This is a genomic window from Pseudoalteromonas sp. XI10 (genome assembly GCF_001469895.1).
Lineage (GTDB): Bacteria > Pseudomonadota > Gammaproteobacteria > Enterobacterales > Alteromonadaceae > Pseudoalteromonas.
On record NZ_LOPY01000011.1, the window covers coordinates 26386 to 53100 of the forward strand.

General features: G+C 42.4%; 27 protein-coding genes. 4 read left to right on the top strand and 23 right to left on the bottom strand.

The genetic code is table 11. From position 1 onward, the window contains the following. The first annotated feature begins 56 nt into the window (after window positions 1-56). Entirely contained in the window at window positions 57-185 is a 129-nt protein-coding gene (locus AUR67_RS21445) for a hypothetical protein (RefSeq protein ID WP_268801412.1), read from the top strand. 46 nt (window positions 186-231) lie between these two features. Here the strand turns inward: AUR67_RS21445 and AUR67_RS02030 are convergent, their stop codons facing one another. From AUR67_RS02030 to trmJ, 9 genes are all read right to left on the bottom strand, one after another. Beyond that, on the bottom strand, window positions 232-1659 hold the full coding sequence (locus AUR67_RS02030) for an NAD-dependent succinate-semialdehyde dehydrogenase (protein WP_058583926.1): 1428 nt from the start codon (window positions 1657-1659) through the stop codon (window positions 232-234). A gap of 285 nt (window positions 1660-1944) precedes the next feature. Then, entirely contained in the window at window positions 1945-2283 is a 339-nt protein-coding gene (fdx, locus tag AUR67_RS02035; protein WP_054563549.1) for an ISC system 2Fe-2S type ferredoxin, read from the bottom strand. Between the two features lie 11 nt (window positions 2284-2294). After that, window positions 2295-4157, bottom strand: coding sequence for a Fe-S protein assembly chaperone HscA (hscA, locus tag AUR67_RS02040; RefSeq protein ID WP_058583927.1), 1863 nt, complete (start codon window positions 4155-4157; stop codon window positions 2295-2297). Window positions 4158-4204: 47 nt separating this feature from the next. Further along, window positions 4205-4732, bottom strand: coding sequence for a co-chaperone HscB (hscB, locus tag AUR67_RS02045; protein ID WP_058583928.1), 528 nt, complete (start codon window positions 4730-4732; stop codon window positions 4205-4207). Between the two features lie 78 nt (window positions 4733-4810). Next, a complete protein-coding gene (gene iscA / locus AUR67_RS02050) occupies window positions 4811-5134 on the bottom strand; it encodes an iron-sulfur cluster assembly protein IscA (protein WP_054552502.1) in 324 nt (107 codons plus the stop codon). 11 nt (window positions 5135-5145) lie between these two features. Then, window positions 5146-5529 carry a Fe-S cluster assembly scaffold IscU gene (gene iscU / locus AUR67_RS02055; RefSeq protein WP_008131649.1) on the bottom strand — a complete coding sequence of 128 codons (384 nt, stop codon included), beginning with the start codon at window positions 5527-5529 and terminating at the stop codon, window positions 5146-5148. A 40-nt stretch (window positions 5530-5569) separates the two neighbouring features. Further along, entirely contained in the window at window positions 5570-6787 is a 1218-nt protein-coding gene (locus tag AUR67_RS02060) for an IscS subfamily cysteine desulfurase (RefSeq protein ID WP_054552500.1), read from the bottom strand. 22 nt (window positions 6788-6809) lie between these two features. Continuing rightward, a complete protein-coding gene (gene iscR, locus AUR67_RS02065) occupies window positions 6810-7301 on the bottom strand; it encodes a Fe-S cluster assembly transcriptional regulator IscR (RefSeq protein WP_054552499.1) in 492 nt (163 codons plus the stop codon). Window positions 7302-7486: 185 nt separating this feature from the next. Then, window positions 7487-8209 carry a tRNA (cytosine(32)/uridine(32)-2'-O)-methyltransferase TrmJ gene (gene trmJ / locus AUR67_RS02070; protein ID WP_058583929.1) on the bottom strand — a complete coding sequence of 241 codons (723 nt, stop codon included), beginning with the start codon at window positions 8207-8209 and terminating at the stop codon, window positions 7487-7489. Between the two features lie 346 nt (window positions 8210-8555). On the opposite strand from trmJ, the gene suhB reads away from it, so the two are divergent. Then, window positions 8556-9359: an inositol-1-monophosphatase gene (suhB, locus tag AUR67_RS02075; protein ID WP_054552496.1), complete on the top strand. Its 804-nt coding sequence runs from the start codon at window positions 8556-8558 to the stop codon at window positions 9357-9359. 33 nt (window positions 9360-9392) lie between these two features. Here suhB and AUR67_RS02080 read toward each other — a convergent pair whose 3' ends face one another. From AUR67_RS02080 to queA, 8 genes are all read right to left on the bottom strand, one after another. Continuing rightward, on the bottom strand, window positions 9393-10223 hold the full coding sequence (locus AUR67_RS02080; protein ID WP_058583930.1) for a substrate-binding periplasmic protein: 831 nt from the start codon (window positions 10221-10223) through the stop codon (window positions 9393-9395). A gap of 84 nt (window positions 10224-10307) precedes the next feature. Then, entirely contained in the window at window positions 10308-12098 is a 1791-nt protein-coding gene (locus tag AUR67_RS02085; protein ID WP_058583931.1) for a GGDEF domain-containing protein, read from the bottom strand. A gap of 87 nt (window positions 12099-12185) precedes the next feature. After that, entirely contained in the window at window positions 12186-12737 is a 552-nt protein-coding gene (locus tag AUR67_RS02090; RefSeq protein WP_058583932.1) for a hypothetical protein, read from the bottom strand. 56 nt (window positions 12738-12793) lie between these two features. Then, window positions 12794-13741 carry a protein translocase subunit SecF gene (gene secF, locus AUR67_RS02095; protein ID WP_058583933.1) on the bottom strand — a complete coding sequence of 316 codons (948 nt, stop codon included), beginning with the start codon at window positions 13739-13741 and terminating at the stop codon, window positions 12794-12796. An 8-nt stretch (window positions 13742-13749) separates the two neighbouring features. Then, window positions 13750-15609 (bottom strand): protein translocase subunit SecD, encoded by a 1860-nt coding sequence (secD, locus tag AUR67_RS02100; RefSeq protein ID WP_058583934.1) that lies wholly within the window; start codon window positions 15607-15609, stop codon window positions 13750-13752. A 22-nt stretch (window positions 15610-15631) separates the two neighbouring features. Continuing rightward, window positions 15632-15970: a preprotein translocase subunit YajC gene (yajC, locus tag AUR67_RS02105; RefSeq protein ID WP_054563539.1), complete on the bottom strand. Its 339-nt coding sequence runs from the start codon at window positions 15968-15970 to the stop codon at window positions 15632-15634. Window positions 15971-15999: 29 nt separating this feature from the next. Continuing rightward, window positions 16000-17127, bottom strand: coding sequence for a tRNA guanosine(34) transglycosylase Tgt (gene tgt / locus AUR67_RS02110; protein ID WP_058583935.1), 1128 nt, complete (start codon window positions 17125-17127; stop codon window positions 16000-16002). Between the two features lie 150 nt (window positions 17128-17277). Beyond that, complete coding sequence (gene queA, locus AUR67_RS02115; RefSeq protein WP_058583936.1) at window positions 17278-18309, bottom strand: tRNA preQ1(34) S-adenosylmethionine ribosyltransferase-isomerase QueA; 1032 nt, start codon at window positions 18307-18309, stop codon at window positions 17278-17280. A gap of 214 nt (window positions 18310-18523) precedes the next feature. Here queA and AUR67_RS02120 point away from each other — a divergent pair, with 214 nt between their 5' ends. Then, window positions 18524-21034, top strand: a complete 2511-nt coding sequence (locus AUR67_RS02120; RefSeq protein ID WP_058583937.1) for an EAL domain-containing protein — start codon at window positions 18524-18526, stop codon at window positions 21032-21034. Window positions 21035-21267: 233 nt separating this feature from the next. Continuing rightward, window positions 21268-21471, top strand: a complete 204-nt coding sequence (locus AUR67_RS02125; protein ID WP_054563535.1) for a hypothetical protein — start codon at window positions 21268-21270, stop codon at window positions 21469-21471. 23 nt (window positions 21472-21494) lie between these two features. Here AUR67_RS02125 and AUR67_RS02130 read toward each other — a convergent pair whose 3' ends face one another. From AUR67_RS02130 to AUR67_RS02155, 6 genes are all read right to left on the bottom strand, one after another. Further along, complete coding sequence (locus tag AUR67_RS02130; protein ID WP_058583938.1) at window positions 21495-22403, bottom strand: hypothetical protein; 909 nt, start codon at window positions 22401-22403, stop codon at window positions 21495-21497. Window position 22404: 1 nt separating this feature from the next. Then, complete coding sequence (locus tag AUR67_RS02135; protein WP_055198968.1) at window positions 22405-23004, bottom strand: hypothetical protein; 600 nt, start codon at window positions 23002-23004, stop codon at window positions 22405-22407. Beyond that, a complete protein-coding gene (locus tag AUR67_RS02140) occupies window positions 22997-23539 on the bottom strand; it encodes an RNA polymerase sigma factor (RefSeq protein WP_054552480.1) in 543 nt (180 codons plus the stop codon). Before AUR67_RS02140 ends, AUR67_RS02135 begins: the two co-directional genes overlap by 8 nt. A gap of 121 nt (window positions 23540-23660) precedes the next feature. Further along, window positions 23661-24578, bottom strand: a complete 918-nt coding sequence (locus AUR67_RS02145; protein WP_055020908.1) for a hydrogen peroxide-inducible genes activator — start codon at window positions 24576-24578, stop codon at window positions 23661-23663. Between the two features lie 76 nt (window positions 24579-24654). Next, window positions 24655-25923, bottom strand: a complete 1269-nt coding sequence (locus AUR67_RS02150) for an inorganic phosphate transporter (RefSeq protein ID WP_058583939.1) — start codon at window positions 25921-25923, stop codon at window positions 24655-24657. 43 nt (window positions 25924-25966) lie between these two features. Continuing rightward, on the bottom strand, window positions 25967-26644 hold the full coding sequence (locus AUR67_RS02155) for a TIGR00153 family protein (protein WP_058583940.1): 678 nt from the start codon (window positions 26642-26644) through the stop codon (window positions 25967-25969). Between the last annotated feature and the right edge of the window lie 71 nt (window positions 26645-26715).

Sequence of the window (26715 nt, forward strand, 5' to 3'; positions counted from 1 at the left end):
TTTGTTAATAATTCGTTCCTATCATATAAAAACTAAAATGACAGCGCTATCATTTTATGAAAAATAAAGGGCGGGGAGTTAGCTATCAGCTATCAGCTATCAGCTATCAGCTATCAGCTATCAGCTATCAGCTATCAGCTATCAGCTATCAGCTATCAGCTATCAGCTATCAGGCTGACGGCTGACGGCTGACGGCTGACGGCTGACGGCTGACGGCTGACGGCTGACGGCTCAAACCTTAACACAAAGATATTTCTCTTCTAGATACTCATCTAACCCTTGATGGCCGCCTTCTCGGCCTAAGCCAGACTGTTTAACACCGCCAAATGGCGCTACTGGGTTTGAGATAAGGCCTTCGTTAATACCAATCATGCCGTATTCGAGTGCTTCGCTTACGCGATAAACTTGCTTGATGTTTTCACTATAAAAATACGCAGCTAAACCGTAAGGGACGTCGTTCGCAAGCTGAAGTACTTCTTCTTCATCATCAAAGGCGATTATGCTGACTACAGGGCCAAACACTTCATCATGATAGATATCCATCTCTGGTGTCACATCGGTTAAAATTAATGGCGCTTGAAAGCTACCTTCAAGCTCGCTGTTATCACCGATTAACGACGCCCCTTTATCAACCGCATCTTGCACAAGCGTTTGTACTTTCTCTTTTGCTTTAGGGTAAATTAATGGGCCGATATCTACCCCGTCATCTAGACCATTTCCTACCTTCAACTCAGCCACTTTGTCTGTGAGTTTTTCGAGCACCGTTTCAAGCACTGAGCGCTGAACAAAAATTCGGTTAGCGGCAACACAGGTTTGCCCTGCGTTTCTAAACTTAGCCCCCATTAGGCCAGCAACAGCCTCATCTAAATCGGCATTATCGAAAATAATGAACGGGGCATTGCCACCAAGCTCCATTGACGTTTGTTTAATTGTTGAAGCGCACTGTGATAGTAACTGCTTACCTACACCGGTTGAGCCTGTGAATGTGAACTTACGCACACGCTCCGACTCGGTCATGATCTCACCCACCATTTTTGCGTTTTCGGAGACCACCACGTTCAGCGCACCTTTTACAAACCCTGCTTTATCAGCAAGGTAGGCTAAGGCAATAGCGCATAATGGCGTATGCTCCGAAGGTTTAATCACAAAACTACAACCCGCGGCATAAGCGGGTGCCACTTTACGGGTGATCATAGCAATCGGGAAATTCCAAGGTGTAATACCAGCTACCACACCAATTGGCTGCTTTATCGTTGTTAAACGATGCTTGCTGTCAGTAGCAGGAATTGTGTCGCCATAACTGCGCTTTGCTTCTTCACTAAACCATTTAATAAAGCCTGCACCGTATTCCACTTCGCCCAAGGCTTCTTTTAAAGGCTTCCCCTGCTCTTTAGTCATTAACTCAGCAAGCTGTTGCTTGTGCTCAATAACCAACTCATACCATCGGCGCAGCGTTTCACTACGTTCGGTTGCAGTTGTTTGCTTTAGTTTGCTAAATGCCTCGTCAGCACTTTTTAAAGCCAGCTCAACCCCGGCTTCATCAATATCAGAAACCTGAGTAATTGCCTCTGCGGTTGCGGGGTTATCTACACTAAAACGCTGGCTCGTAGAATAAAAGTCACCGTCGATAAACGAATCAGAAAAAACCAAATCAGACATAGAACCTCCAAGTAAAAGCTATCAGCTATCAGCTATCAGCTATCAGCTATCAGCTATCAGCTATCAGCTATCAGCTATCAGCTATCAGCTATCAGCTATCAGCTATCAAAAACATAAAACCTGAGAGATCAATGTAAAGCTATTTCAGTTCATTAACACAAAGAACTAAACCTCTATCTCGATCTGCTAAAAACTGACGGCTGAAAGCTGACAGCTCTAAAATAAAAAACCGCTGTAGAGACTAAGCAACTACAGCGGTTTTTACGAAATCAAAGCCGTTAAAAATTAATGCTCTTCATTAACGATATTGAGATTATACTTTGGAATTTCAACCACTAAATCTTCATCTTTGATCACCGCTTGGCAACCAAGGCGTGATTCAGGCTCAAGACCCCATGCTTTATCTAGCATGTCATCTTCTAGCTCATCACTTTCATCTAAAGAGTCAAAGCCTTCACGGATGACTAAGTGGCATGTTGTACACGCACATGATTTTTCACATGCATGTGGAATGCTAATACCATTCTTTAGCGCAACATCTAATACCGTTTCACCTGCAGGAGCTTCAATAGCAGCGCCTTCTGGGCATAACTCTTCGTGTGGAAGAAAAATAATTTGTGGCATACCTTACCTCGTTAAACTTCGTCTACTGACTGCCCTTGCAGCGCTTTTTTGATTGATGCATCCATTCTACGAGCAGCAAATTCGCTACTTGCATTGTCTACAGCTTCAATCGCTGCTTTAATTTCTGCAGGTGTTGTTGCGCTTTCGCGTACGGCAACAAGTTTAGCAATTTCTGCTTTTAACGCATCTAATTCTTGTTCATCAAGTAATGCACTGTCGGTTGCCAGTGATGCTTCAAGCGCTTCAACAACACGTAACGCTTCAACTTGCTGCTCTTTAAGCATACGCGCTTGCATGTCGTCTTTAGCGTTAGTCATTGACTCTTTAAGCATGTTTGCAACTTGATCATCCGATAAACCAAATGATGGTTTGACCTGAATTTCAGCTTGCACACCAGTTGATTTTTCCATTGCCGATACACTTAATAGGCCATCAGCATCAACTTTAAAGGTTACGCGAATGTGCGCAGCACCAGCAGCCATGGCCGGAATACCTTTTAAGCTGAATTTTGCCAACGAACGACAATCATCAACTAGCTCACGCTCACCTTGTAATACATGCAGTGACATAGCAGTTTGACCATCTTTGAAAGTAGTAAACTCTTGTGCACGTGCAACAGGGATCGTAGTGTTACGTGGAATGATTTTCTCAACCAAGCCACCCATGGTTTCAAGACCTAGCGACAGTGGTAATACGTCTAATAGCAACATGTCTGAATCTGGCTTATTGCCAACCAATACATCTGCTTGCAGTGCTGCACCGAGTGCAACTACGCGATCTGGGTCGATAGAAGTCAGTGGCTCTTTATCAAAAAATGCAGCAACTTGAGAGCGTACAATTGGCATGCGAGTCGAGCCGCCAACCATTACAACTTGCAGTACTTCTTCGTTCTCGATACCGGCATCTTTTACTGCACGGCGACAAGAGCGTAGTGTTTTCTTCACAAGACTAAGAGCAAGCTCATCAAACGTTTCGCGAGTAACTTCAACCTTGTGGCTTTGACCATCAAACTCTAAACCAACATTGACAGTTTGGTATTGGCTTAGCGCTTCTTTACACGCTTTTGCTTTATTGATGAATAAACGCAATACCGATGCAGAAAGCTCGCTAACACCCGTTTGTTTTTTGAAGTAATCAACTAGTAGCGAGTCAAAATCGTCACCACCAAGGCTTGAGTCACCACCAGTCGCAAGCACTTCAAATACACCTTGGTGTAAACGTAAAATAGAAATATCGAAGGTACCGCCACCTAAATCGTATACGGCGATAATGCCTTCTTGGCCTGAGTCAAGGCCATAAGCTACAGCCGCAGCCGTTGGCTCGTTTAATAAACGTAATACTTTAATACCTGCAAGCTCTGCTGCATCTTTGGTGCTTTGACGCTGTGCATCATCAAAATAAGCTGGCACAGTAATAACCGCGCCTAAGATGTCTTGGCCTGCAAAGCTGTCTTCTGCGCGCAGTTTTAATGCTTTTAAAATTTCACTCGATGCAGTAACAGGGCTAATTGCACCCGCAACCGTGCTGATTGCTAACGAGCCATCATGCTCACAAAATTCGTACGGCAGTTGGCCATAGCTTTTTTCGATTTCAGACTGAGTTTTACCTAAAAAACGCTTAACTGAAATTAGTGTGTTTGCAGGGTCTTGAGTAGCAGCTGCAACCGCTCGCTCACCAACCACAATGTTATCTGCTTGGTATTGCACTACCGATGGTAGCATCGCGTTGCCTGCTAAATCAGTTAGTGTGCGCGCTTCGCCGCTTTGCACTGTTGCAACTAACGAGTTAGTTGTACCAAGGTCAATACCGACTGCTAATTTGTGCTCATGTGGTGCCGCGCTCTGCCCCGGCTCAGCAATTTGCAATAATGCCATAATGCTCTTTTTAAACTCTTAAATAGCTGTTGTGTAACAACTAACGATTAATCATCAAATAAACTGTCTTCAATACGCTCTAGTTCATCGCGTAACTTATAAACAAACTTCAATTTACGAATATTGTCAGCGGCAGCTTGCCATTGTTGCTCATCATTACTTGCCAGCTGAACGGCTAATTCACTGCTGTATTGTTTATCGAGTTGTTTAATTTGTGCTTCAAACTGGGCAATTGCTGCATCAGGATCTGCGGCATTTTCAAGTTCTTCTAATTCTTCACGCAGCTCCATTTGCTGCATTAAGAATAGCGGGTCTTGTAATGTTTGTTGCTCGGCGCGAATATCAACACCAAGCTCGCTTAGCATGTACTCAGCACGTTTTACCGGGTGTTTTAAGGTTTGTAATGCATCATTGATTTCTGCTGCATTTTGCACAGCAAGTAATTTATCACGGCTGCTAGAGCTTGCGTGGCGATCTGGGTGAACTGCACGTTGCAGCTCAAGGTAGTGTTTATTAATAGTCGCTAAATCAATGTTGTAATCTACTGGAATTGCAAATAACTCAAAGTAACGCATTACATAATCCAACTCGGTAAACAGGAAAGAACAAAGCCCTACATAGGCAGGGCTTCAAGCAAAGAAAGTTTTATAAGCTTAAACGGTGAAGCTTTCGCCGCAACCACACTCATCGGCTTGGTTCGGGTTGTTAAACTTAAACCCTTCGTTCAAACCTTCTTTGGTGTAATCAAGCTCAGTACCATCAATGTAGACTAAGCTTTTAGCATCAACGATAACTTTCACACCACGGCTTTCAAAAATTTCGTCGCCGTCTGCTAACTCATCAACAAATTCAAGAACATAAGCAAGACCTGAACAGCCCGTCGTTTTAATGCCAACGCGTAGGCCAATGCCTTTGCCGCGATTTGCTAAAAATGATTCTACGCGGTTTGCTGCCGCATCTGTCAATGTCACTGCCATGAATTTATCTCTTACTTCGCTTGTTTGCTTTTGTAGTCAGCAATTGCTGCTTGAATCGCGTCTTCTGCTAAAATTGAACAGTGAATTTTCACTGGCGGTAATTCAAGCTCAGCACTGATATCAGTGTTTTTGATTGTTGCAGCTTCATCTAATGTTTTGCCTTTTACCCACTCAGTTACAAGTGAAGAAGAAGCGATTGCGCTACCACAACCATATGTTTTGAATTTTGCGTCTTCAATTACACCTTCTGATGATACTTTGATTTGCAATTTCATTACGTCACCACATGCTGGTGCACCCACCATACCTGTTGCAACTGACGGATCATTTTTGTCTAAAGCACCCACGTTACGTGGATTTTCAACATGATCGATTACTTTATCACTATAAGCCATAATACTATCCTCACTACCTGCTAGCGGCGGCGATCACTGATTAGTGATGCGCCCACTCAACTGAATCTAAATCAATACCTTCTTGATGCATTTCCCATAGAGGAGACATCTCACGTAAACGGCCGATCGAGTTTTTGATTAGTTCAACGGTGTAATCAATCTCTTCTTCAGTCGTAAAGCGGCCAATGCTGAAACGAATTGAGCTGTGTGCTAACTCGTCATTACGGCCTAATGCACGTAGTACATAAGAAGGCTCTAAGCTTGCTGAGGTACAGGCTGAGCCTGATGAAACAGCAATGTCTTTAACAGCCATTAATAACGACTCACCTTCAACAAAGTTGAAGCTGATATTTACAATACCTGGAACTGAGTGACTTGGTTCACCATTGAAGTAAACTTCGTCCATATCAGCCATGATGCCATCAATCAGACGCTTACGAAGTGCGCTGATGTGTGCATGGTCTTTTTCGAAATCTTCTTTAGCGATTCTAAATGCCGCACCCATACCAACTAATTGGTGAGTAGCTAGTGTGCCTGAACGCATACCACGCTCATGACCACCACCGTGCATTTGCGCTTCTAAACGTGCACGTGGCTTACGACGAACATAAAGTGCGCCAACACCTTTCGGGCCATATACTTTGTGGCCAGAGAACGACATAAAATCTACTTTTAACTGTTGCACGTCGATAAGTACTTTACCTGCGCTTTGTGCAGCATCTACGTGGAACATAATTTTGCGCTCACGGCACATTTCGCCGATTGTCGCGATATCTTGGATAACACCTAGCTCGTTATTTACGTGCATTACGCTCACAAGTACTGTGTCGTCACGCATAGCAGCTTCAAGCTTTTTAAGGTCAAGTAAACCGTTTTCTTCAACGTCCATATAGGTTACTTCGAAACCTTGACGCTCTAGTTCACGACACGTATCAAGCACTGCTTTGTGCTCTGTTTTAACAGTGATAACGTGCTTGCCTTTCTTCTTATAGAACTGCGCAGCACCTTTAATTGCTAGGTTGTTTGATTCTGTAGCACCTGAAGTGAAAACAATTTCACGCGGGTCAGCGTTGATCAGATCAGCAATATCTGTACGCGCTTGGTCAACCGCTTCTTCTGCTTGCCAACCAAAACGGTGTGAGCGTGATGCAGGGTTACCAAAATTACCGTCCATAGTCAGGCATTGCATCATTTCTTTTGCCACACGTTCATCAACAGGCGTGGTTGCTGCGTAATCTAAATAAATCGGTAACTTCATTTCTCTCTCCGCTTTCGTCAAGCTACAGTTGACAGCTTACTTGAATGTTTTCCAGTTGCTTAATTGCATTGTTGATGCTGTTATCTTGGCGCGATGCGACTTCTTTCACATCTGACTTTTCCACCAATTCAGCAAGGGTAATACTATTTAAAAACTCTTCGATACGTGCGCTTAAGTCCGACCATAAGGTATGAGTCAAACAACGCATGCCGCTTTGGCAGCCACCCGTTGCATTGTGGCAACGTGTTGCATCAACAGACTCATCAACGGCGTTAATCACATCGCCGACAGAAATCTCGTTCGCTTCTCGACCTAATAAATATCCGCCACCAGGGCCACGCACAGAGGTCACAAGGCCATTTTTACGTAAACGGGCGAATAATTGTTCAAGGTAAGATAACGAAATCTCTTGGCGTTCAGAAATATCGGCAAGAGGCACTGCACCCACATTTGTATGTAGTGCAACATCCAACATGGCGGTTACTGCGTATCTGCCTTTTGATGTTAACTTCATGGAGCCCCCGATGTTACTGCACGCTAAGGTGTGCAAATTTTAATTACCAGACCAAAATAGTCAAGTATTATATAAGCTATAAGCTCAGCATCAATACCTGACCTTTTTGGTCAAGTATTGAGTACATTTTAATTACCTGAGTAATTTAGTCAAGTATTATGATGAATAAAGCTTATAACCTAAACTTATTTAATAGACTTATTAATTGAGGTAAGAATACCGCGTAAGATGTTCATCTCAGCTTCTTCTGGACGTGCGCGGTTAAATAAGCGACGTAGTTTAGTCATCACCATGCCAGGATGCTGTTTGATGATAAAGCCTGTGTCGTTTAGCGTTTGCTCTAAGTGCTCGTAGAACAGCTCTGTTTGCTTCGCATTTGGGTAGGTTGCTTCGTCTTCTTCTTGTACTTTTGGCTGCTTGTTCAAAAAAGCCATACGTGTTTCATAACTTAATGTTTGCACGGCCATTGCTAGATTTAGTGAGCTGTATTCAGGATTTGCAGGAATACATACGTGGTAGTTACATTGTTGTAGTTCTTCGTTAGTTAAACCACTATTTTCGCGACCAAACACAAGTGCAACAGGGCCATGCTCAGCCTCAGCCACTAGTTTTTCACCACATTCACGCGGCTCAACCATAGGCCAAGATAAAGTACGTGAGCGTGCGCTGGTACCAATTGTTAAGCCACAATCAGCAATCGCATCTGCCAGTGTATCAACAACTACTGTTTTACCTAAAACATCAGTTGCACCGGCAGCAAGCGCACTCGCATGACTGTCAATTTCACAAGCAGGATCAACTAGATATAAATTTGATAAGCCCATCGTTTTCATAGCACGTGCCGCTGAGCCAATATTACCAGAATGTGATGTGTTAACTAATACGATACGAATATCATCAAGTGTCATTGCGTTGTTACTTACTGAAAGTCAAAAATTGCGGGGATTATAACATAGCTATCAGCTATCAGCTATCAGCTATCAGCTATCAGCTATCAGCTATCAGTCTGACGGCTGACGGCTGACGGCTGACGGCTGACGGCTGACGGCTGACGGCTCAACGATATCTAACTTCTGACCACTAACCACTTCCTCTGACCACTAACCCCTTCTTCCGAAATTAAATCAACAACAAAATCAGAACTGTACAAAAAACGAACTAATTTATTCGAGTTTATTGTTTACTTTACGCTAGAAATCGCTAGAATACGCCGGCTTAAATATATTCGTTCTTTTACAACCCAAAGGTAATGCTATGCATCCAATGTTAAACATTGCGGTTCGCGCTGCGCGTAACGCAGGCAAAATTTTACTTCGCGCAAGTGAAGACTTATCAAAAGTTGATGTACAACAAAAAGGCACTAACGACTTAGTGACTAACATCGACAAAGAAGCTGAAGCCGCAATTCGTGATACCATTTTAAAATCTTACCCAGATCACACTATCGTAGGTGAAGAGCTAGGTGAGCATAAAGGTAAAGATGCAGATTACCAATGGATTGTAGACCCACTTGATGGCACAACTAACTTCATCAAGGGTATCCCTCATTTCGCCGTATCTATTGCACTTAAAGTTAAAGGTCGTTTAGACCAAGCTGTTATCTATGATCCAATCCGTGGTGAATTATTCACTGCTTCTCGTGGTCAAGGCGCACAGCTTAACAGCAAGCGTTTACGCGTAACTAAAACTAACGAGTTAGCAGGTTCTGTACTTGCAACTGGTTTCCCATTCAAACAAAAGCACCACTTAGACGCATACTCTGAAGCGTTTAAAGCACTTTTCGTGCACACTGCTGATATCCGCCGTGCAGGTTCTGCTGCATTAGATATGGCTTATGTTGCAGCGGGTCGTGTTGATGGTTTCTTTGAAATTGGCCTTAAGCCATGGGACACAGCGGCAGGCGAGCTTTTAGTTAAAGAAGCAGGCGGTATGGTTGTTGATTTCGCAGGTGGTATTAACTACAACCAAAGCGGCAACATCATTTGTGGTGCACCTAAGTTAACTCAAGCAATCATTCGTGAAATTCGCCCAGTGTTAACTGAGTCACTACTTCGCTAATAGCGGGTTGTAATGTAAAAATACAAAAAGGAGCTAAGGCTCCTTTTTTTGTGGCTGAAAATAATCGTTGTCGAGTTTTACCTCTATGACTTCACCTTCTTTAAATGGCAACTTAGCCAAGTCTTCAGCAAAGTAACTGGCAAATAACTGTTCAAACTCGCCAGTGCTTTTCATCACCCTGAGTCCTTTTAACAGGGCTTCTGCCAATTCAGGCTTGTGGTTACTGACAAAAAAGTAAAATGCCGTTGGATAGCTAATATAAAGGTCAGGCACTATAGCCAGATCGTCACTTTTGATTTGTTCCATTTCAGAAATAACCTCAATGAACGAACGCGGAAAATAATCAACTCGCCCTCTGATCACTAAGCTAAACATTGCCCGGTAATTTGCCAGCGGTCTGACTGTTAAGCCGTTTTGAGCAAGGATTTTAGTATCGGGCCAATCATGACCTTGAATAGCGTTAAAAGGGGCTAAATCTTGTTTTGTTTTTATACTTTTAAATCGCGGTAAAAACGCTCGCTTGGTAAGTAGTGCTCGTTTACCAATATAACCCTTAAATAAAGGTACTGGCACAGCAATAGCAAGATGCTCACGCTCAGGGCTTGTCATGCTCCAAAACACATCGGCCTGCTTCGCATCAAGCATAAGCAATGTACGTTGTTGATGAGGGTGAACCAGCACTTCATTAATTTGTGCTTGGTAATTACCAGCACGCAAGGCTGCTGCCAGCAATTCATGAAGATAATAATCGCGTTTATACAGTGGGCGTTGCTCAATCGCTAAATTGACCACATTGTTAGCTTCTGTGGTAAGGCTGTACCCTAGGCTTAGCAATACTAGGATTGCACTACATAGTCGCTTCATTGTTATTTTTGTTTATTGTGTTTTTTTTAAGCTACACCCAGTTAAACAGGGACACAAGTAAAATTAAGCGAACTTAAAATTTCTTCATGAGCTAATAGATATCACTTCATCTTTTTGGCTGCTTAAACGCACCACTGCGGGGGCTGGTCGGCTACGTTTACATACAAACAAGTGGCTACTCTGATAACGCTTGGCCTCTTTTTTCGCATCTGTTGCCAGCGCTGCGACTTGGTGGCTGTTAATACATAGTTCTAAATCAGGCTTAACTAAACCGATTGATAATGTAAGTAGTGGCACAAACTGCTTTTTACCTTCACGATTGCTTGCCCAATAACCCCCTTGCTCAATATGTTCTGGGGTGAAAAAGGCCCGAGACTGCAGCTCAAACTTACTAATGATGTCATGGCAAACTTGCTCTGCATCATTTTTATCAAACACCACCATAAAGTCATCACCGCCAATGTGCCCGACAAACCCTTTGCTAATACTACAGGCCTCTACGATGACTTCAGCAAGTAATTTTATAACGCTGTCACCACTGGCATAACCGTACAGGTCATTGAATTGTTTAAAGTGGTTTAAATCAACGTATGCGAGTGAGAACGGATAATTATTACGAAGCCTCAGCTCAATTGCTTCGTTAATTGCGACATTCCCCGGCAGCATAGTAAGCGGGTTAGCATGTTGTGCATGGCGGATTTTTTCTTCGGTAATGTGTTTTAAGATATTACGCAATGGCGCCAACCCTAAGTATTCACCACTTCGGGTAATAACAATGTGGCGTCGAATATCAAACTCAAACTCGGTAATTTGCTGACTCACCGTATCGAGTAACTCGTTTTCGTCAACGATTAACGGCTGTTTATCCATTAAAGAAGTAACTGGCTGCTTATCATAAAGTGCATGGCCATAAGGAGCGGCAAACACTTCAGTAAGTTGATCTCGGTGTAATAAGCCAACAGGAATATTGTGCTCAAGCACCGCCAAGCTTGTTAAGCTTTTATCTTGCTCAAAGATACTATGAGCGTCTTTACAGCGGGTTGTTGCTTCTATGCTGGCGTGCTCGACTGCCAACCAACCAATCGCCATAGATTGCTCAAATGTATTGCTATTATCTGATGACTCTAAGTGCTTTAAGCAGTGAATGTTTATTTCGTAACTTGGCTGTAAGCTTGGTCTTTCAAGTAAAAAGCCTTGTGCATGCTGCACGCCTAAACTTTCGAGTAAACGAAGCTCCTCTGCCCGTTCTATGCCCTCTGCGATAACTTGCGTATTGGTTGCTTTTGCAAGCTCTATAATTGACTTTAAAAACTCTTTTTTAACCACACTCTGGTCGCAGTGGTCGATAAAGTAACGGTCTATTTTTACAAACTCAGGGCATAGCTCAGACCACTGCTTTAAGCCCGAATAGCCAGCGCCTAAGTCATCAATAGCAATCGAAAAACCTAACTCACGATAATGGGCAATGGTCTTTAACAATAAAAAGCCATCATCGACTTTTTCTTGTTCTGTAACCTCAATAACTACCCGGTTAGTTGCAAGACCAAAGTGTTCAACTAGATGTAATGTTTCACCTTTAGGGTGGCAAGGGTCAAGTAAGGTTTTAGGGCTTACATTTAAAAATAGCTTGCCTTCTAGATTGAGCTTAACAAAGTTCTCAATTGCTCTACTGCGGCAAAGTAGCTCTAATTCAGAGATCTTATGGCAAGCAATAGCTGCACTGAATAATGCACTCGGCATTTCTAACTCAGACCCTTTCGGGCCGCGGCTTAATGCCTCATAACCCAAAATATGTTGATTAGAAATATCAAAGATAGGTTGAAACAAGGTCTCAATTGCACTGTTATCTAAGATCTGCTGTAGTTGTGCGTTCACCTTACACCTAGCGTTAGTAATACAAATAGGTGGGTAAATTATCAACCTTGTATGACAATTTTATGGCAAGGCTATGACGAGTGCAGATTACTCAATAGCGGTGATCAGCTCAAGTTGCTTAATGCGGGCAAAACTATCAGTCATTTTTAATTTAGCTTTTTGGTAATCACTCTGTGCTAAATCAGCTTGTTCCGCAAATTTATAAACTGCGAGCGGATTAAGTAATAACTTTTGTGCGTGATAACAGCTTGGCGCAGCAAACTCAGGTAGTTCAGGCTCTACATTAATTGTTATTACATTCTTCAACGCCTCTGTATCATCACTTTGTTGTTGCTGAAACTCTGTAGCGTCTGCCATCGCTTGCAAGCTTGCCTCACACTCTGGCAACTGTGCTTTTAGATTCAAAAACAAGCCTGTTGATGAAGTAATTAGCTTAAGCGTCAAGTCTTGTAATTGCTGAGCAGTTGATTGGTTTTGTAGTGCTTCTACAACTTGCCAAGCCAACCCTTTATAGCTGTCGAACTGCTGCTGAAGTGTTACCTCAGGTATTTGCTGCACATCAGTCTTCTCTGGCTCAGGCTTATCGTCACAAGCACTAAGCATTAAAAGTACAAACACGCTAAACATCAGGTGTTTCATAATGTCTCCCATAAAAAAACCGCCCTAATTAGGGCGGTTTCTTTTTGTATCACTTATTAAGGCATAGGATCGAGATCCGCACCTTCTTTTTCAATTACTTCTGGAATTAAGTCTTCTTTACTTACACCCATTGCAATTGCTACAGCTGAAGCAACATAAACAGATGAATAAGTACCGATGAACACACCAAATAGTAATGCAGTTGCGAAACCGTGGATCGTTTGACCACCCCAGCCAAATAACGCAATCAATACTAAGATAGTGGTGATTGATGTTACTAGGGTACGGTTTAACGTTTGCGTTAATGAGATATCGATAATTTCAATCGTGTCATCAATACGCACTTTACGGAAGTTTTCACGGATACGGTCAGATACAACGATGGTATCGTTCAGTGAGTAACCTATTACCGCCAAAATAGCCGCAAGAATCGTTAAGTCAAACTCTAGGCCAAGTACTGAGAATAAGCCTAATGTGATGATAACGTCGTGTAATAGTGCCGATACAGCACCTACCGCAAAACGCCATTCAAAACGAAACGCAACGTAAATTAAGATACAGATAAGCGCAGTTAACATGGCAAGGCCACCCTGCTCTTTTAGATCTTCACCAACACTTGGGCCAACAAATTCGATACGACGCATTTCTACTGTCGACTCAACTTTTTGTAATGCCGTAATGATTTGGTTACCAATTACTTCTGCTTTTACGCCAGGACCTTGCGGAGCAAGACGCACTAAAATTTCTTTACTTGAGCCAAACAGTTGCACCGAGAAATCGTCAAAGCCACTTTCAGTGATTGCATCACGAACGTCTTTAAGATCAGGTGCTTGTGTAAAGCCTACCTCAACAGCGGTACCGCCAGTGAAGTCGAGACCAAAATTCAAGCCTTTAGTAAAAAACGAAACGAAAGAAGCCAATATCAACAAGGTTGATAGTGCCATGGCAAACTTTCTTAACTTCATAAACGGGAGTGTTTTACCACCGAGTTTTAAAATTTGCATGCTGACTCCTAAATCGACAACTTATCAATACGCTTACCGCCAATAAATAAGTTGATTACCGCACGGGTACCAACAATGGCTGTAAACATAGAGGTGATAATACCAATCGCTAGCGTTACTGCGAAACCAGCAATAGGACCAGTACCCACTGCAAATAGGATCACTGCTGCAATAAGTGTTGTGATGTTAGCATCTAAAATTGTGCTAAACGCGCTGTCGTAACCAAAGTGAACGGCTTGTTGTGGACTACGGCCATCAGCAAGTTCTTCACGAATACGTTCGAAGATAAGTACGTTAGCATCAACGGCCATACCTACGGTTAATACGATACCTGCAATACCCGGTAGCGTTAACGCAGCACCTGGAATAAGCGACATCACACCCACAATTAATACTAAGTTTGCGCCCAGTGCCAAATTTGCCACCATGCCGAAACCTTTGTAATAGAAAAGCATAAATACAAGAACAAACACAAAACCAAGCACAACTGCTGTCATACCCGCTTCAATGTTTTCTTGACCTAAGCTTGGACCTACCGTGCGCTCTTCAACGATTTGAATTGGCGCTACAAGTGCACCGGCACGAAGTAATAGGCTTAGGTTATGTGCTTCAGCTGGGTTATCGATACCAGTAATACGGAATGAACGGTCAAGACGCGCTTGAATCGTCGCTACGTTAATCACTTCTTCAACTTTAATTGGTGGAAGTGCTTTACCGTTTTCATCTGTTTTACCTGATGGCTTGTATTCAATGAATACCGTTGCCATGCGTTTACCGATAGCACGCTTAGTGAACGCATTCATTTTTGCGCCACCTTTGCTGTCTAACGTAATGCTAACTTGTGGACGTTGATACTCATCCATACCTGATTGCGCGCCAGTGATGTGGCTACCTTCAAGAATGATGCGTTGCTTAAGTACCACAGGGTAACCTTCACGCGCCATGATCATTTCTGTACCTGGCGGTAAACGGCCTTGCAGGGCTGCACTTGTATCTGCGTTTTCGTCAACTTCGCGGAATTCTAGTGTTGCTGTGGCACCCAGAATCTCTTTAGCACGCGCTGTATCTTGCACACCCGGAAGTTGCACGATGATACGCTCAGCACCTTGGCGCTGTACGTTAGGCTCTGCAACACCGATTTGGTTAATACGGTTACGGATAATTGTTTCGTTTTGTTTGATAGCGTAGTCACGAATTTCTTTAAGCTTTTGCTCGCTCATGCTGGCATAAAAAGCATTGTCGCTGCTGCTATCATCAACGTAAACGTTTAATGGGTAACGTGTTGATAAGAAACGCTCTGCTGCGTCTTTATCTTCTTCGTTACGCATTTCTACACGTAATCGCTCGCTGTTCGCTACACGGCGAACGGTGCGATAACGCAGCTTTTCTTCACGTAAATCACTTTTGAAATCTTGTTCCATTTGCTCAAGCTGAGTATCAACCGCCGTCGCCATGTCGATTTCCATAGTAAAGTGAACACCACCGCTTAAATCTAAGCCTAGTTTCATTGGGTTACCACCCAGTGACTTTAACCACTCTGGTTGAGCAGGCGCCATATTGATTGCAGAGATATAATCTTCACTAAGGGAATCACGCAGTAGATCTTGCGCTTTTAGTTGGTCTTCAACATTCTTAAAACGAACGAGGATTTGTCCGTCTTCAAGTTTGCTTGATTTAACAGTAACGTTATGTTCTTTGAGAGTCGCATTTACTTTATCGAGTACGCTGAGGTCAGCATCAGTACCTTTAGTGCCCGAAACTTGTATGGCCGGGTCTCGGCCATACAAGTTAGGTGAGGCATATAAAATACCAACGACTAACACTACAAGAACAAGTAAATACTTCCATAATGGAAACTTGTTTAACACGTGTGAGTCCTTATTTTTATTGTTATAGCGACTTCATAGTGCCTTTTGGCAATACTGCAGAAACAGCTGATTTTTGTACTGTTACTTCTGCTTGGTCGTTTAATGAAATCACGATGAAGTCTTTGTCATCAGCGATTTTAGCAATCTTACCTACTAAACCACCTTGCGTTAGTACTTCGTCGCCTTTCGCCATTGCGCCCATTAGTGCTTTATGCTCTTTTACACGCTTAGCTTGTGGACGGTAGATTAAGAAATAAAATACCAGACCAAAAATACCCAACATGATTAGCATTTCCATGCCACCACCTGCTGGTGCTGCACCTGCCGCACTTGCGTGGGCGTTTGAGATGAATAAACTCATTTCACTTCCTCTTTAATTTTTCTAAAAATTTAATCTGATGTATCTGCAAGCTCTGGCACTTCTTGGCCACGGCGTGCATAAAAATCTGCAACAAATTCGTCTAGTTTGCCATTACTGATGGCATTACGTAAGCCTTCCATCACGCGTTGATAATAACGTAAGTTGTGAATCGTGTTTAGACGTGCGCCTAAGATTTCATTACATTTATCAAGATGATGCAAGTATGCACGCGAATAGTTTTTACACGTATGACAATCACACTCAGGATCCAGTGGACCGGTGTCTGTTTTATGTACTGCATTACGGATTTTAACAATGCCGCCAGTTACGAATAAATGACCGTTACGGGCATTACGCGTAGGCATTACACAGTCAAACATATCGATACCACGGCGAACCGCTTCAACTAAGTCTTCTGGTTTACCAACGCCCATTAAGTAACGAGGCTTGTCTTCAGGCATTTTGTAAGCACAGTGATCAAGAATATTGATCATCTCGTTTTTCGGCTCACCGACCGATAAACCACCTAATGCATAACCATCAAAGCCAATTTCTTCTAGGCCTTTTTGTGATTGTGCACGAAGCTCAGGGTACATACCACCTTGGATAATACCAAATAGCGCAGCTGGGTTATCGCCATGACCTTCTTTTGAGCGTTTAGCCCAACGAAGTGATAACTCCATAGAATCTTTAGCTTCTTTTTCTGTCGCAGGATATGGCGTACATTCGTCAAAAATCATCACGATGTCAGAACCTAAATCACGCTGAACTTGCATCGCTTTTTCTGGCGAAAGCATGATTTTTTCACCGTTAACTGGTGAACTGAACATCACGCCTTCTTCAGTGATTTTACGCATTGCGCCTAAGCTGAATACTTGGAAACCGCCTGAATCAGTTAGAATTGGACGATCCCAATTCATAAAGTCGTGTAAATCACCGTGCTGCTTAATGATTTCTGTACCTGGACGCAGCATTAAGTGGAAAGTGTTACCTAGGCAAATTTGTGCGCCAGTATCTTTCACTTCGTCAGGCGTCATACCTTTAACAGTACCGTAAGTACCTACAGGCATAAATGCTGGTGTTTCTACAACACCACGTTCAAAAATCAAGCGGCCGCGGCGCGCTTTACCGTCAGTGCGGTCTAATTCAAATTTCATATTATCCTCAGTGTCGGAAAAACAGTCCAACAAGCTATAATTTAACCGCTCGATTCTACCCTGTTTGCGGGTTTATTACTATAAATTGGGCTAAATTCGAAAATAAAAAGCCCAGTTAAAAAACTGGGCTCTATAAAATCTGATTTGTTGTTATTTGCGCGTTAAGAACATCGCATCACCATAACTAAAGAAGCGATACTGCTGCTCAATAGCCGTGTGGTAAGCACCCATTATGTTCTCTTGACCTGCAAAGGCACTGACTAACATGATTAACGTTGATTCAGGTAAGTGGAAATTTGTCACCATGGCATCAACCACATTGAACTGATAACCCGGGTAAATAAAAATATCGGTATCACCAAAGTAAGTATCTAGTTTGCCGCCGTGCACTTTAGTAGCTGACTCCAGTGAGCGAACTGAGGTAGTACCTACAGCAATTACACGCCCACCTTTTGCTTTAGTTTCGGCTACCGCTTTAACCACTTCATCTGGTACTTCGATGTACTCTGAGTGCATAACATGCTCATCAACTGAGTCAACACGCACAGGCTGGAAGGTACCTGCACCTACGTGCAAGGTCACAAAGGCCATGTTAATGCCCTTATCTTTTAAGGCCGCCATTAATTTATCATCAAAATGCAGGCCAGCTGTTGGCGCAGCAACTGCACCAGGCTTTTCACCGTATACAGTTTGATAGCGCTCACGATCTGACTCGTTATCAGGACGGTCAATATAAGGAGGTAATGGCATGTGACCTATGTCGTTAAGGATATCGAGTACATTTTCGTCTTTGGCAAATTCAAGCTCGAAAAGCTCGCCATGACGCGCAACCATCATTGCTTCGGCTTTACCTTCTAGAATGATTTTTGAACCTGGTTTTGGCGATTTGCTAGCTCGCACATGCGCAAGCACACGGTGCTCGTCGAGTACACGTTCTACTAACACTTCAAGCTTACCACCTGACTCTTTTTGCCCGAACATGCGAGCTGGGATCACTTTGGTGTTATTGAAAATTAATAGGTCATTTTCATTAACGAGCGATAAAATATCACTAAATACTTTATGCTCAACTTGGCCTGATGGGCCATCAAGTGTCAGTAAACGACTGCTAGTTCGATCTGCTTTGGGAAAACGAGCAATTAATTCATCAGGAAGGTCAAAGCTAAAATCAGCTACGCGCATAGAGCATATCTCTCATTAATAAAAACGCGCCAAGTTTACTCTGATACGCCCACCACCTCAAGCAAAGCCCTGCGTCAACTTGGTACTAGCTTAAAGGATTACAAACTTAAGTACTTATTAACCGCTTTTGGGTAAAGTTTGCTTGTAGATTAAGCAAAATGTCATTATTCTAGCTTATTCACTAAACATGGGTTAAGTAAGAGGTAGTAGCGCCATGGCAAAGCAGTTAAAGCTGCTAATTTTGAACGCGAGCGTTGCTGAGCGTGAAACAATTAAGACCACATTAAACAAGCTTAATGTCTTCACGTTTATCGAAGCCAGTGACTCTCAAGATGCGCTAAAAATTCTTAAAAGCCACCCGGTGGATATTATCATTACAGGCCTTGAGGTCGGTAAGATTGATGGTTGGCGCTTTTCGCGCATGATCCGTTCAGGGTTATTAAAAACCCCAAAAAACACACCAATATTACTTACTCCGCCAATCTATTGTGAACGTATAGCTGAAACCACAGCTCGCAGCTATGGTATTGATGCAGTATTGCCATTTGAACGCCAAGATATGCTGCCGCAAGTGCTTGCCAACGTGTTATCAACTCACCTTGAAAAAAGTAGTCGCCTTAATTTATTACTACTTGAAACCGATAACCGTAAAGCAGAAGATATCAGCGAACAGTTAAAACTTAGCTTCGCGATAACCCATACCACTTCAACAAAAGCGACGCTTGCGACCTATCTGCAGCAAAAATTTGCCATTGTGTTGATTGACGCCACCGAGTCTCATTCTGATACCGCAGCTGGGTTAATTAGCGAAATACTACAGCACAACCCAAAGCAAGCGATTGTAACCATCATTGATAACAATGATGCAGATTATGCAGAGCAGTTGTTACTATCTGGCGTAACTGATTTTATTCGCGCCCCGTACGATCACTCGTTATTAAGTAAAGTGTGTGACCACGCTGCCCGCCGTGAAGATTTCATGGTGAGCTACGCAGAATTTGCACAAAAAGTAGAGCAACTTAGCCAAAGTCAAAGCCGCTATAAAGAGCTGTTTTCTGCCCACCAACGTATTTTATTACACCTAAATACAGTGGTACTTGAGTTTAACCAAGAGGGTAATATTCGCTTTATTAACCCTGCTTGGGAGCATTTAACGGGCTATGGCATTAAATCTAGTTTAGCAAAGTCACTAACTGACTTTTGTTTACCTGAGTGTAAAACAAAGCTACAAGATACTATTCAGCGTATTTTGCATGGTGGTGAGCAACAGCAACAGGTAGAGATCCAGCTAAAACATAAAAATGGCAATGCCATTTGGGTTGAGTGTCGCTTACAGCTGATTAAAAACAGCCAAAACTCAGCGACTATTACCGCCACCATAGATAACATTCATGAGCGTAAGCAAGCAGAGCTACAACTTCGTCATTTAGCCTTGCACGATACGCTCACAGAGCTGCATAACCGTTATTACTTTGACCAACAATTACAACGTATTTGTAAAGCACAATACACCAGTAACGACACTGAGCACGCACTGATTTATATCGATTTAGATCACTTTAAAATCATCAATGACAGTAAAGGTCACCAACAAGGTGACATTGTTTTAAAAGAAGTTGCTCAGTTATTCACTGCGAATATTAGTGATGAGCACTTAGTGTGCCGCATTGGTGGTGATGAATTTGCCGTGATCTTAAAAAATACTAACTTACTCGATGCACACTTGGTTGCAGAAAGTATTTGTATGGCGATTGAAAAGCACCGCTTTCATTCAGAAGGTCAAGAGTACTCAATTAGCTGTTCAATTGGTTTAACACAAATCACCGAGCAAAATAACGACCCAAGTGAGTGTTTAAAACAAGCTGATATCGCCCTTTATGTAGCAAAAAGCTTAGGCCGTAACTTAGTACACTGTTATTCAAAAGAAGATAGTCATCACAATAGTTTACAAGCCGGTCTTGAATGGGGTCATAGTATTCGCCAAGCATTACAACATGATGCTATCGAACTGCACTATCAACCGATTTGGGACTTTAAACGCGGCCACGTCGCCTACTTTGAAGCACTATTACGCTTAAAGCTTGATGATGAGCTTATCTACCCTAATCAGTTTATTCCTGCTTTAGAGCTTTTAAACGATACTTTCTTGATGGACCAATGTGTTATTCGTAATGCCATTAAGAGCGTTGCCGAGTACCCAGAGCTTAATCAAGTCGCAATTAACTTATCAGCACAGTCGTTTTTAGATGAACGCTTACTACCGCATATTGAGTCGAGCTTAAAAGAATACAATGTTGAACCAACACGTATTATTTTTGAGATCACCGAGTCTGCGAGTATTAATAACCTAGTTGCAACCCGTGCCATGATCGAGCGTTTGAACGGCTTAGGCTGTCACTTCTCTATTGATGACTTTGGTACCGGCTTTAGTACCTTTAATTACCTTAAACAGTTACCGGCTCAACACGTAAAAATTGATGGTTCATTTGTTCGCGACATGTTGAACGACCCAATCGATTTAGCGCTTGTAAAAGCGATTAATGATATTAGCCGTTCGCTTGATAAGCGCTCTGTTGCTGAATATGTTGAAAACAAAGAAATATTCTTAGCACTAAAAGAAATTGGTATCGACTATGGTCAAGGCTACTTTATTGCCCGCCCAGTGCCGGTTGAAAAAATTAGCGACGAGCTGAAAAAAATATCTGAAAATAATCTTTTTAACTAACAAATATCTAGCCTTAAAAAGCCTAAATTTAATACATTTTTAAACATTTTTTCTTAGTTTTTAAACTTCCATACTGACAATACTCATCTATACTTAAATCCACAGCAAGATAAAATGTCGTGTTTTTATAGTGATTATCTATAATAAACATGACATTACTTATTGCATTAAACATACTGAGTATGACTTAACATCGTTAAGTCCATCTATTGGCGGTATAAAGGAGAAAAGTGATGACACAACTAATCGTTTTGTTGCTGATTGTGAATCTAGGGATAGCGTATCAATGTTACCGTAATGCGACCTTTAAGGGGTATCCGGTAAAAACATTTACAGGGCTAGGTTTAGTACCTTACTTTAACTTAGTCGTGTGGGTTTACTTGTTGTTTTTACCCGACTTAAAACCATTTTCAATGAATGAAAAGCAGCCACTTTAGGCTGCTTTTTTAGTTGGGAGAATTTAAAAACTATAAGTTGATGCTTTTTCGAGTAATTGCGCGGCTTTTATATCGCCAACCACACACTTTTTAATGTCTGACTTTTTAAATACTTTTACTTGCTCGGTTTTACCTTCGCTAACACCACGGATGATAAAGCTGACATGTTCATCGTTAGGCAGATTTCTTAAACCGCTACCATAATCACACAAAGTCAGAGATAAACTCTTATCTACTTGCTGGGCTAGCGCTGCTAGTTGTTGCTTTTGCTCTTTAACACGAGCTTGTTTTTTCTCGGCTAACTCTTTGCGCATTTGTTGCTGCTTTTGTGATAACTTTTGTTGCTGCTTTTCAAGCTCTTTAATCGATGCTTGCAATGCTTGTTTGCGTTTTTCGAGCTCTTGCTCTTTGGCATCTTTATCGTGGCGACGGTCAAATTCAAGGTCACGCTTTTCACGTTCAAGATCTCGGATTTCACGGCTCACATCGCGCTCTTGCTCAGCAACTTCACGTACTCGCTCTGCGCTTTCGCGCATCACTTCCATGGCTTGCTGATAGGCTTCTTGCGTTTTCACGACTACTGCATCGCTGATCACTTGCACATGTTCGCCTAACACTTCGATTTCAGTTAGTTCTTCAAAGTCGATATCTGGCATAGGTGGCAGCGGTGCATCAGGTACAGAGGCAAACACTGTAGACCAGCGTGAACTGCCTCGTACATCAAAGCTAAACACCACACCTTGATGCTGCAAATAACTCGAAGATACATTCCTTACCTTGTTATCGGTATCTTGTTTTAACGCCGCTGAGAGGGTTTTTTCCATGATCCCGACTTCACGCTGAATTTTATCTAATTCATCACTGGCTTGTGCCTGTAAGCTTACTGCTGTGCAAAGCAATAAGGCTGCCGTAGTTGATTTGTATTTTGACATCTTAATACTCCAAATTATTGGCAACGGTTGGCAATGGTCCGCCGTCCACTTGCTCTGCTAAATCATTTAACTGCATACGTAAGTACGCTTGGTCTTGGGCCCGCTGCGTCTTGATATATGCAAGTACGCTGGCAATATCTTCTTGGCGCTCTACTCGCCCGGTTTTTATCGCTTCTTTGGCCAGTTGGTACATCTGTTGTTGCTGCACTTCGTTTTGCGCAGTAATGATGTTTTGCAACTGATCAATTTGCTTTTGTTGTGACTCTAGTAAATTGGTTTGCTTGGCCACTTGCTCAAGTAACTGCTGGTTTCCTTGCTGTGGATTACTAACAAAAACCCATGCGCAAAATACTATTGAAGCAGCCACTGCCCACATTCCAGCACCAAAAAACAGACTTTGTTTTTGCACTTTCGGCATCGTAGACTCTCGATCCCAATTTGGTACGGGTACCGTTTCATAATGTTGACTTTGTTGTTGCCACTGCATTGCATTGTTCATCATTGATGCATACTCAGCATTGGCTTGTAGCAACGCAATTTGCTCTTCAGTGAGGCTTTCGCCTTCTAACCATGCGGTAAATAATGAATCTAAATTAGCCATCTACGGCCTCCAAATGCACTTTTAACTTACCAAGCGCACTGTATAGTCTTGATTTAGCTGTATTGGTCGAAATACCTAATTGCTCAGCGATTTCTTCAAATGTACAGTGCTGAAAAAACTTTAACTCAACCACCAAACGTTGCTCCCAGGGTAAATTGTTCATCATTGCTTTGAGTTCATGATGCTGCTCAGATTGCAGTTGGTTGGTTTCTAACTCACTATGCTCACAGCTTTCTTCTGGTATATCGTCTAAACCTTGATGCAGCTTACGGCGGCGATAATATTCAACACTACGCCGGTGCACAATTTGATAGAGCCAAGTATTAAAACTCGATTCACCACGAAAGCTCGGCAAGCTTTTATAAACAGAAATAAACACTTCTTGCATTAAATCCATTGCATCATCAGGGTGACTTAACATCCTTAGGCAATAGTTATATACCTGTGTTTCGTGCTGCTTGACTAATTTCAACCACGCCCGTTTATTGCCCTGTTGCGCTTTAGCAATTAGTGTCTCAAGTGATTGAAAAAACACGCTAGCCTCGTCATCTGATCTGCCTTTAATGGTTTTGTTATTATGTTAGTCGAGGGAAGGAAAAAAATAGTTTGCTTAAATAATAAAAAACCCCAAATATTTTTTATTTGGGGTTTTTTGTTCATTGACCGTCTAAGCTACACTGCTTATTAAGAAACAGCTCTAGCTGCTGGCTAAACAGCCTAAAGTCCCTGATCCGCCCAGTGGTTTTACGCCACACAATGCCAATATCTCGGTATGCATCGCCTTGTGATGGCGTAGCAACCATATCTTTTTTATCTAAAATACCGGCATTGATGGCCATTTGCGGTAAGAAAGTAACACCAAGCTGGTGTTCAACCATACTTAATAAGGTATGTAAGCTTGCCGCTTCAAATGGGTTAATACAGCTTGAGCGATTCAAATGGCAGGCACTTAACGCGTGGCCTGTCATACAGTGCTCACGCTCTAGTAAGAACACACTCGCATCTGGTAATAGGTTAAAGTCTTCCACGCCATCTGCTGGTGTGTAATCTTTATGGTGCACTAGGCTGAACTGATCTTTAGCGAGTACTTGGGTATGAAACTTTTCAGTGTCATACGGTAAAGCAAGTAATGCCATATCAATTTGGCCATGCTCAAGTTTATCGAGTAGCTTGTCACTGGTGTCTTCAACCAAGACTAGCTCTAACTCGGTAAAGGTCTGTTTGCAGAAATGATATAAAGGCGCAGCAATAAAGCTGGCAATCGTCGGGATCACACCAAGCGTGAGTGTGCCACTTAAAGGCGTTAAAAAGCTTTTTGTCAGCTCTTTAAGGCTAAGGGTGTCGTCAATAATCTTACGTGCTTTTTCGACAACCTCTTCACCAATTGCGGTAAACATTAAGCTGCGGTTTTCACGCTCTATAAGCTGGCAACCTAAAGTTTCTTCTAAGTTTTGAATTGCACTACTTAAGGTTGATTGACCGATAAAACAGGCGCTTGCTGCGCGGCCAAAGTGTTGATGTTGGTGGACTGCTAATAAATACTGTAGTTGTTTAATACTTGGTAAGTTATTCATTCTCTACCTGCAAATAAAAAGACCCCAATACCTAAGGCATTGAGATCTTTTCAAGCTAAAAGTCTTTTAGTACTTTTTATACCCCGAAGGCAGTTCTCAGTACATAGAAAATAACAATAGCAAGGGCTGCGCCAACTGGCAATGTAATTACCCAAGAAACTACAATGTTTCTTACAACACCCATGTTAAGTGCTGCAATACCGCGTGCCATACCTACACCTAAAACCGCACCTACAAGTGTTTGTGTAGTAGAAATAGGTAAACCAGTACCTGATGCGATAACAACTGTAGAAGCAGCAGCAAGCTCAGCAGCAAAACCACGGCTTGGTGTTAAGTGCGTGATACCTTCACCGATTGTTTTAATTACTTTCTTACCTAAAATAGCAAGACCAGCAACAATACCTAAACCACCTAGTGGTAAAATCCACCATGCGATAGCCGCTTTCTTAGCGATTTCACCGTTGTGCTCAACAATGTTTACAACAGCAGCTAGTGGACCGATTGCGTTAGCAACGTCGTTTGAACCGTGTGCGAAAGCCATACAACATGCCGTTAGTACCATTAGTACTGCGAACACTTTCTCAACGTTGTTGAATTGCATTGCTTTGTCAGCTTTAGGGTCAATTTTAAGGCGAGCAATCGCAATCTTACCGATGATAGCAACGACAACAGCAATCGCGATAGAAAGGGCATAACCTTCAACAGCACCTAAGTTGATACCAATGTGCTTTAAGCCTTTCTTGATTGTTACAAGCGACATGATGAAGCCCGCTAGACCCATATAGATAGGTACGAAACGCTTAGCATTTTTAAGTGGTGTCTCAGTGTCAAAAATAAGCTTTTGCGCACTCATGAAAATCAAGTAAGCAATAAAACCAGATATAGCAGGGGTAACAATCCAGCTACCTACGATACCCATTACCTTGTTCCATTGGATTGCTTCGCTACCTACTGCAACTAACGCGAAACCAATGATGGCACCGATGATTGAGTGAGTGGTAGATACTGGCCAGCCTAAGAAAGAGGCAATTAATAACCAGCTACCTGCAGCGAATAACGCGGCAATCATACCTAGTATCATTAACTCAGGTATGTCCATAAACGGCGTGGCATCGATAATCCCTTTACGGATTGTAGATGTAACCTCACCACCGGCAAGGTATGCGCCAGCGAATTCAAACACCATCGCTATGATGATTGCTTGTTTAATTGTAAGTGCTTTTGAGCCTACTGATGTACCCATCGCATTGGCAACGTCATTTGCACCAATACCATAAGCCATGAAGAAACCGACTGCGGCGGCAGTTAAAACCAATAACGTGCCGTAATTTGCAATGATATCCATTGTGTGAACCTTTAATTTTTTTCGTGTTTGAACTGATTTTTAATTAACGAGCTAACATCAGCTCAAGACGAGAACCTACGCGCTCTGCAATATCTGCAAGCTCGCCTACCCACTCAATGATCTTGTATAAGAACATCACGTCAACAGGGTTAAGTTCATTTTCGATGGCGCGCAATTGACGGCGAATTTTGATCTGCATGTCATCCGTGTCTTGTTCAATAGCGTCCAATTCAACGAGCATTTTTTCAACTAAAGTCACTTCGCGACCTTTGAAGCCCGTTTCAAGAAGCTCATCTAGCTCATTGATTGCTTTTGACGCTTGTTTAGTCGCATCAACACAACGAGTTACATAAGCAAGGAAATCTGTTTGGATTTCGGTAGGAATAGTCATCTCACGACCAACTACACGACCTGCGATATCTTTTGCTTTGTTAGCAATTTTGTCTTGTTGAGTAACAAGCTCTAGCAAATCGGTACGCTCAACTGGCATAAATAAGCCACGAGGTAGTTGAAGGCGGATGTTACGTTTCATTTCATCAGCTTCACGCTCTAAATTACGAATGTTTAGACGGATTTCTTCCGCTTCTTGCCATTCTTCTTTAAACACGTGATTAAAGAAAGGGATCAATGCTTTACTTGCTTGATGTACTTTCTTAATGTGATCTTCCATAGGCTTAATAGGTGATTTAGCAAAAACCCCTAAAAATGCATTTGTAGGCATAACTGACCCTTTATAAATTAGTATGCTTTGGCAGCTGCGAATTTTACAGCATTGTGTTCGATTGTGAACGC

Coding starts and splice junctions, on each gene's coding strand:
- AUR67_RS21445 (WP_268801412.1), top strand. CDS start 57: ATGAAAAATAAAGGGCGGGGAGTTAGCTATCAGCTATCAGCTATCAGC.
- AUR67_RS02030 (WP_058583926.1), bottom strand. CDS start 1,659: ATGTCTGATTTGGTTTTTTCTGATTCGTTTATCGACGGTGACTTTTAT.
- fdx (WP_054563549.1), bottom strand. CDS start 2,283: ATGCCACAAATTATTTTTCTTCCACACGAAGAGTTATGCCCAGAAGGC.
- hscA (WP_058583927.1), bottom strand. CDS start 4,157: ATGGCATTATTGCAAATTGCTGAGCCGGGGCAGAGCGCGGCACCACAT.
- hscB (WP_058583928.1), bottom strand. CDS start 4,732: ATGCGTTACTTTGAGTTATTTGCAATTCCAGTAGATTACAACATTGAT.
- iscA (WP_054552502.1), bottom strand. CDS start 5,134: ATGGCAGTGACATTGACAGATGCGGCAGCAAACCGCGTAGAATCATTT.
- iscU (WP_008131649.1), bottom strand. CDS start 5,529: ATGGCTTATAGTGATAAAGTAATCGATCATGTTGAAAATCCACGTAAC.
- AUR67_RS02060 (WP_054552500.1), bottom strand. CDS start 6,787: ATGAAGTTACCGATTTATTTAGATTACGCAGCAACCACGCCTGTTGAT.
- iscR (WP_054552499.1), bottom strand. CDS start 7,301: ATGAAGTTAACATCAAAAGGCAGATACGCAGTAACCGCCATGTTGGAT.
- trmJ (WP_058583929.1), bottom strand. CDS start 8,209: ATGACACTTGATGATATTCGTATCGTATTAGTTAACACATCACATTCT.
- suhB (WP_054552496.1), top strand. CDS start 8,556: ATGCATCCAATGTTAAACATTGCGGTTCGCGCTGCGCGTAACGCAGGC.
- AUR67_RS02080 (WP_058583930.1), bottom strand. CDS start 10,223: ATGAAGCGACTATGTAGTGCAATCCTAGTATTGCTAAGCCTAGGGTAC.
- AUR67_RS02090 (WP_058583932.1), bottom strand. CDS start 12,737: ATGAAACACCTGATGTTTAGCGTGTTTGTACTTTTAATGCTTAGTGCT.
- secF (WP_058583933.1), bottom strand. CDS start 13,741: ATGCAAATTTTAAAACTCGGTGGTAAAACACTCCCGTTTATGAAGTTA.
- yajC (WP_054563539.1), bottom strand. CDS start 15,970: ATGAGTTTATTCATCTCAAACGCCCACGCAAGTGCGGCAGGTGCAGCA.
- tgt (WP_058583935.1), bottom strand. CDS start 17,127: ATGAAATTTGAATTAGACCGCACTGACGGTAAAGCGCGCCGCGGCCGC.
- queA (WP_058583936.1), bottom strand. CDS start 18,309: ATGCGCGTAGCTGATTTTAGCTTTGACCTTCCTGATGAATTAATTGCT.
- AUR67_RS02120 (WP_058583937.1), top strand. CDS start 18,524: ATGGCAAAGCAGTTAAAGCTGCTAATTTTGAACGCGAGCGTTGCTGAG.
- AUR67_RS02125 (WP_054563535.1), top strand. CDS start 21,268: ATGACACAACTAATCGTTTTGTTGCTGATTGTGAATCTAGGGATAGCG.
- AUR67_RS02130 (WP_058583938.1), bottom strand. CDS start 22,403: ATGTCAAAATACAAATCAACTACGGCAGCCTTATTGCTTTGCACAGCA.
- AUR67_RS02135 (WP_055198968.1), bottom strand. CDS start 23,004: ATGGCTAATTTAGATTCATTATTTACCGCATGGTTAGAAGGCGAAAGC.
- AUR67_RS02145 (WP_055020908.1), bottom strand. CDS start 24,578: ATGAATAACTTACCAAGTATTAAACAACTACAGTATTTATTAGCAGTC.
- AUR67_RS02150 (WP_058583939.1), bottom strand. CDS start 25,923: ATGGATATCATTGCAAATTACGGCACGTTATTGGTTTTAACTGCCGCC.
- AUR67_RS02155 (WP_058583940.1), bottom strand. CDS start 26,644: ATGCCTACAAATGCATTTTTAGGGGTTTTTGCTAAATCACCTATTAAG.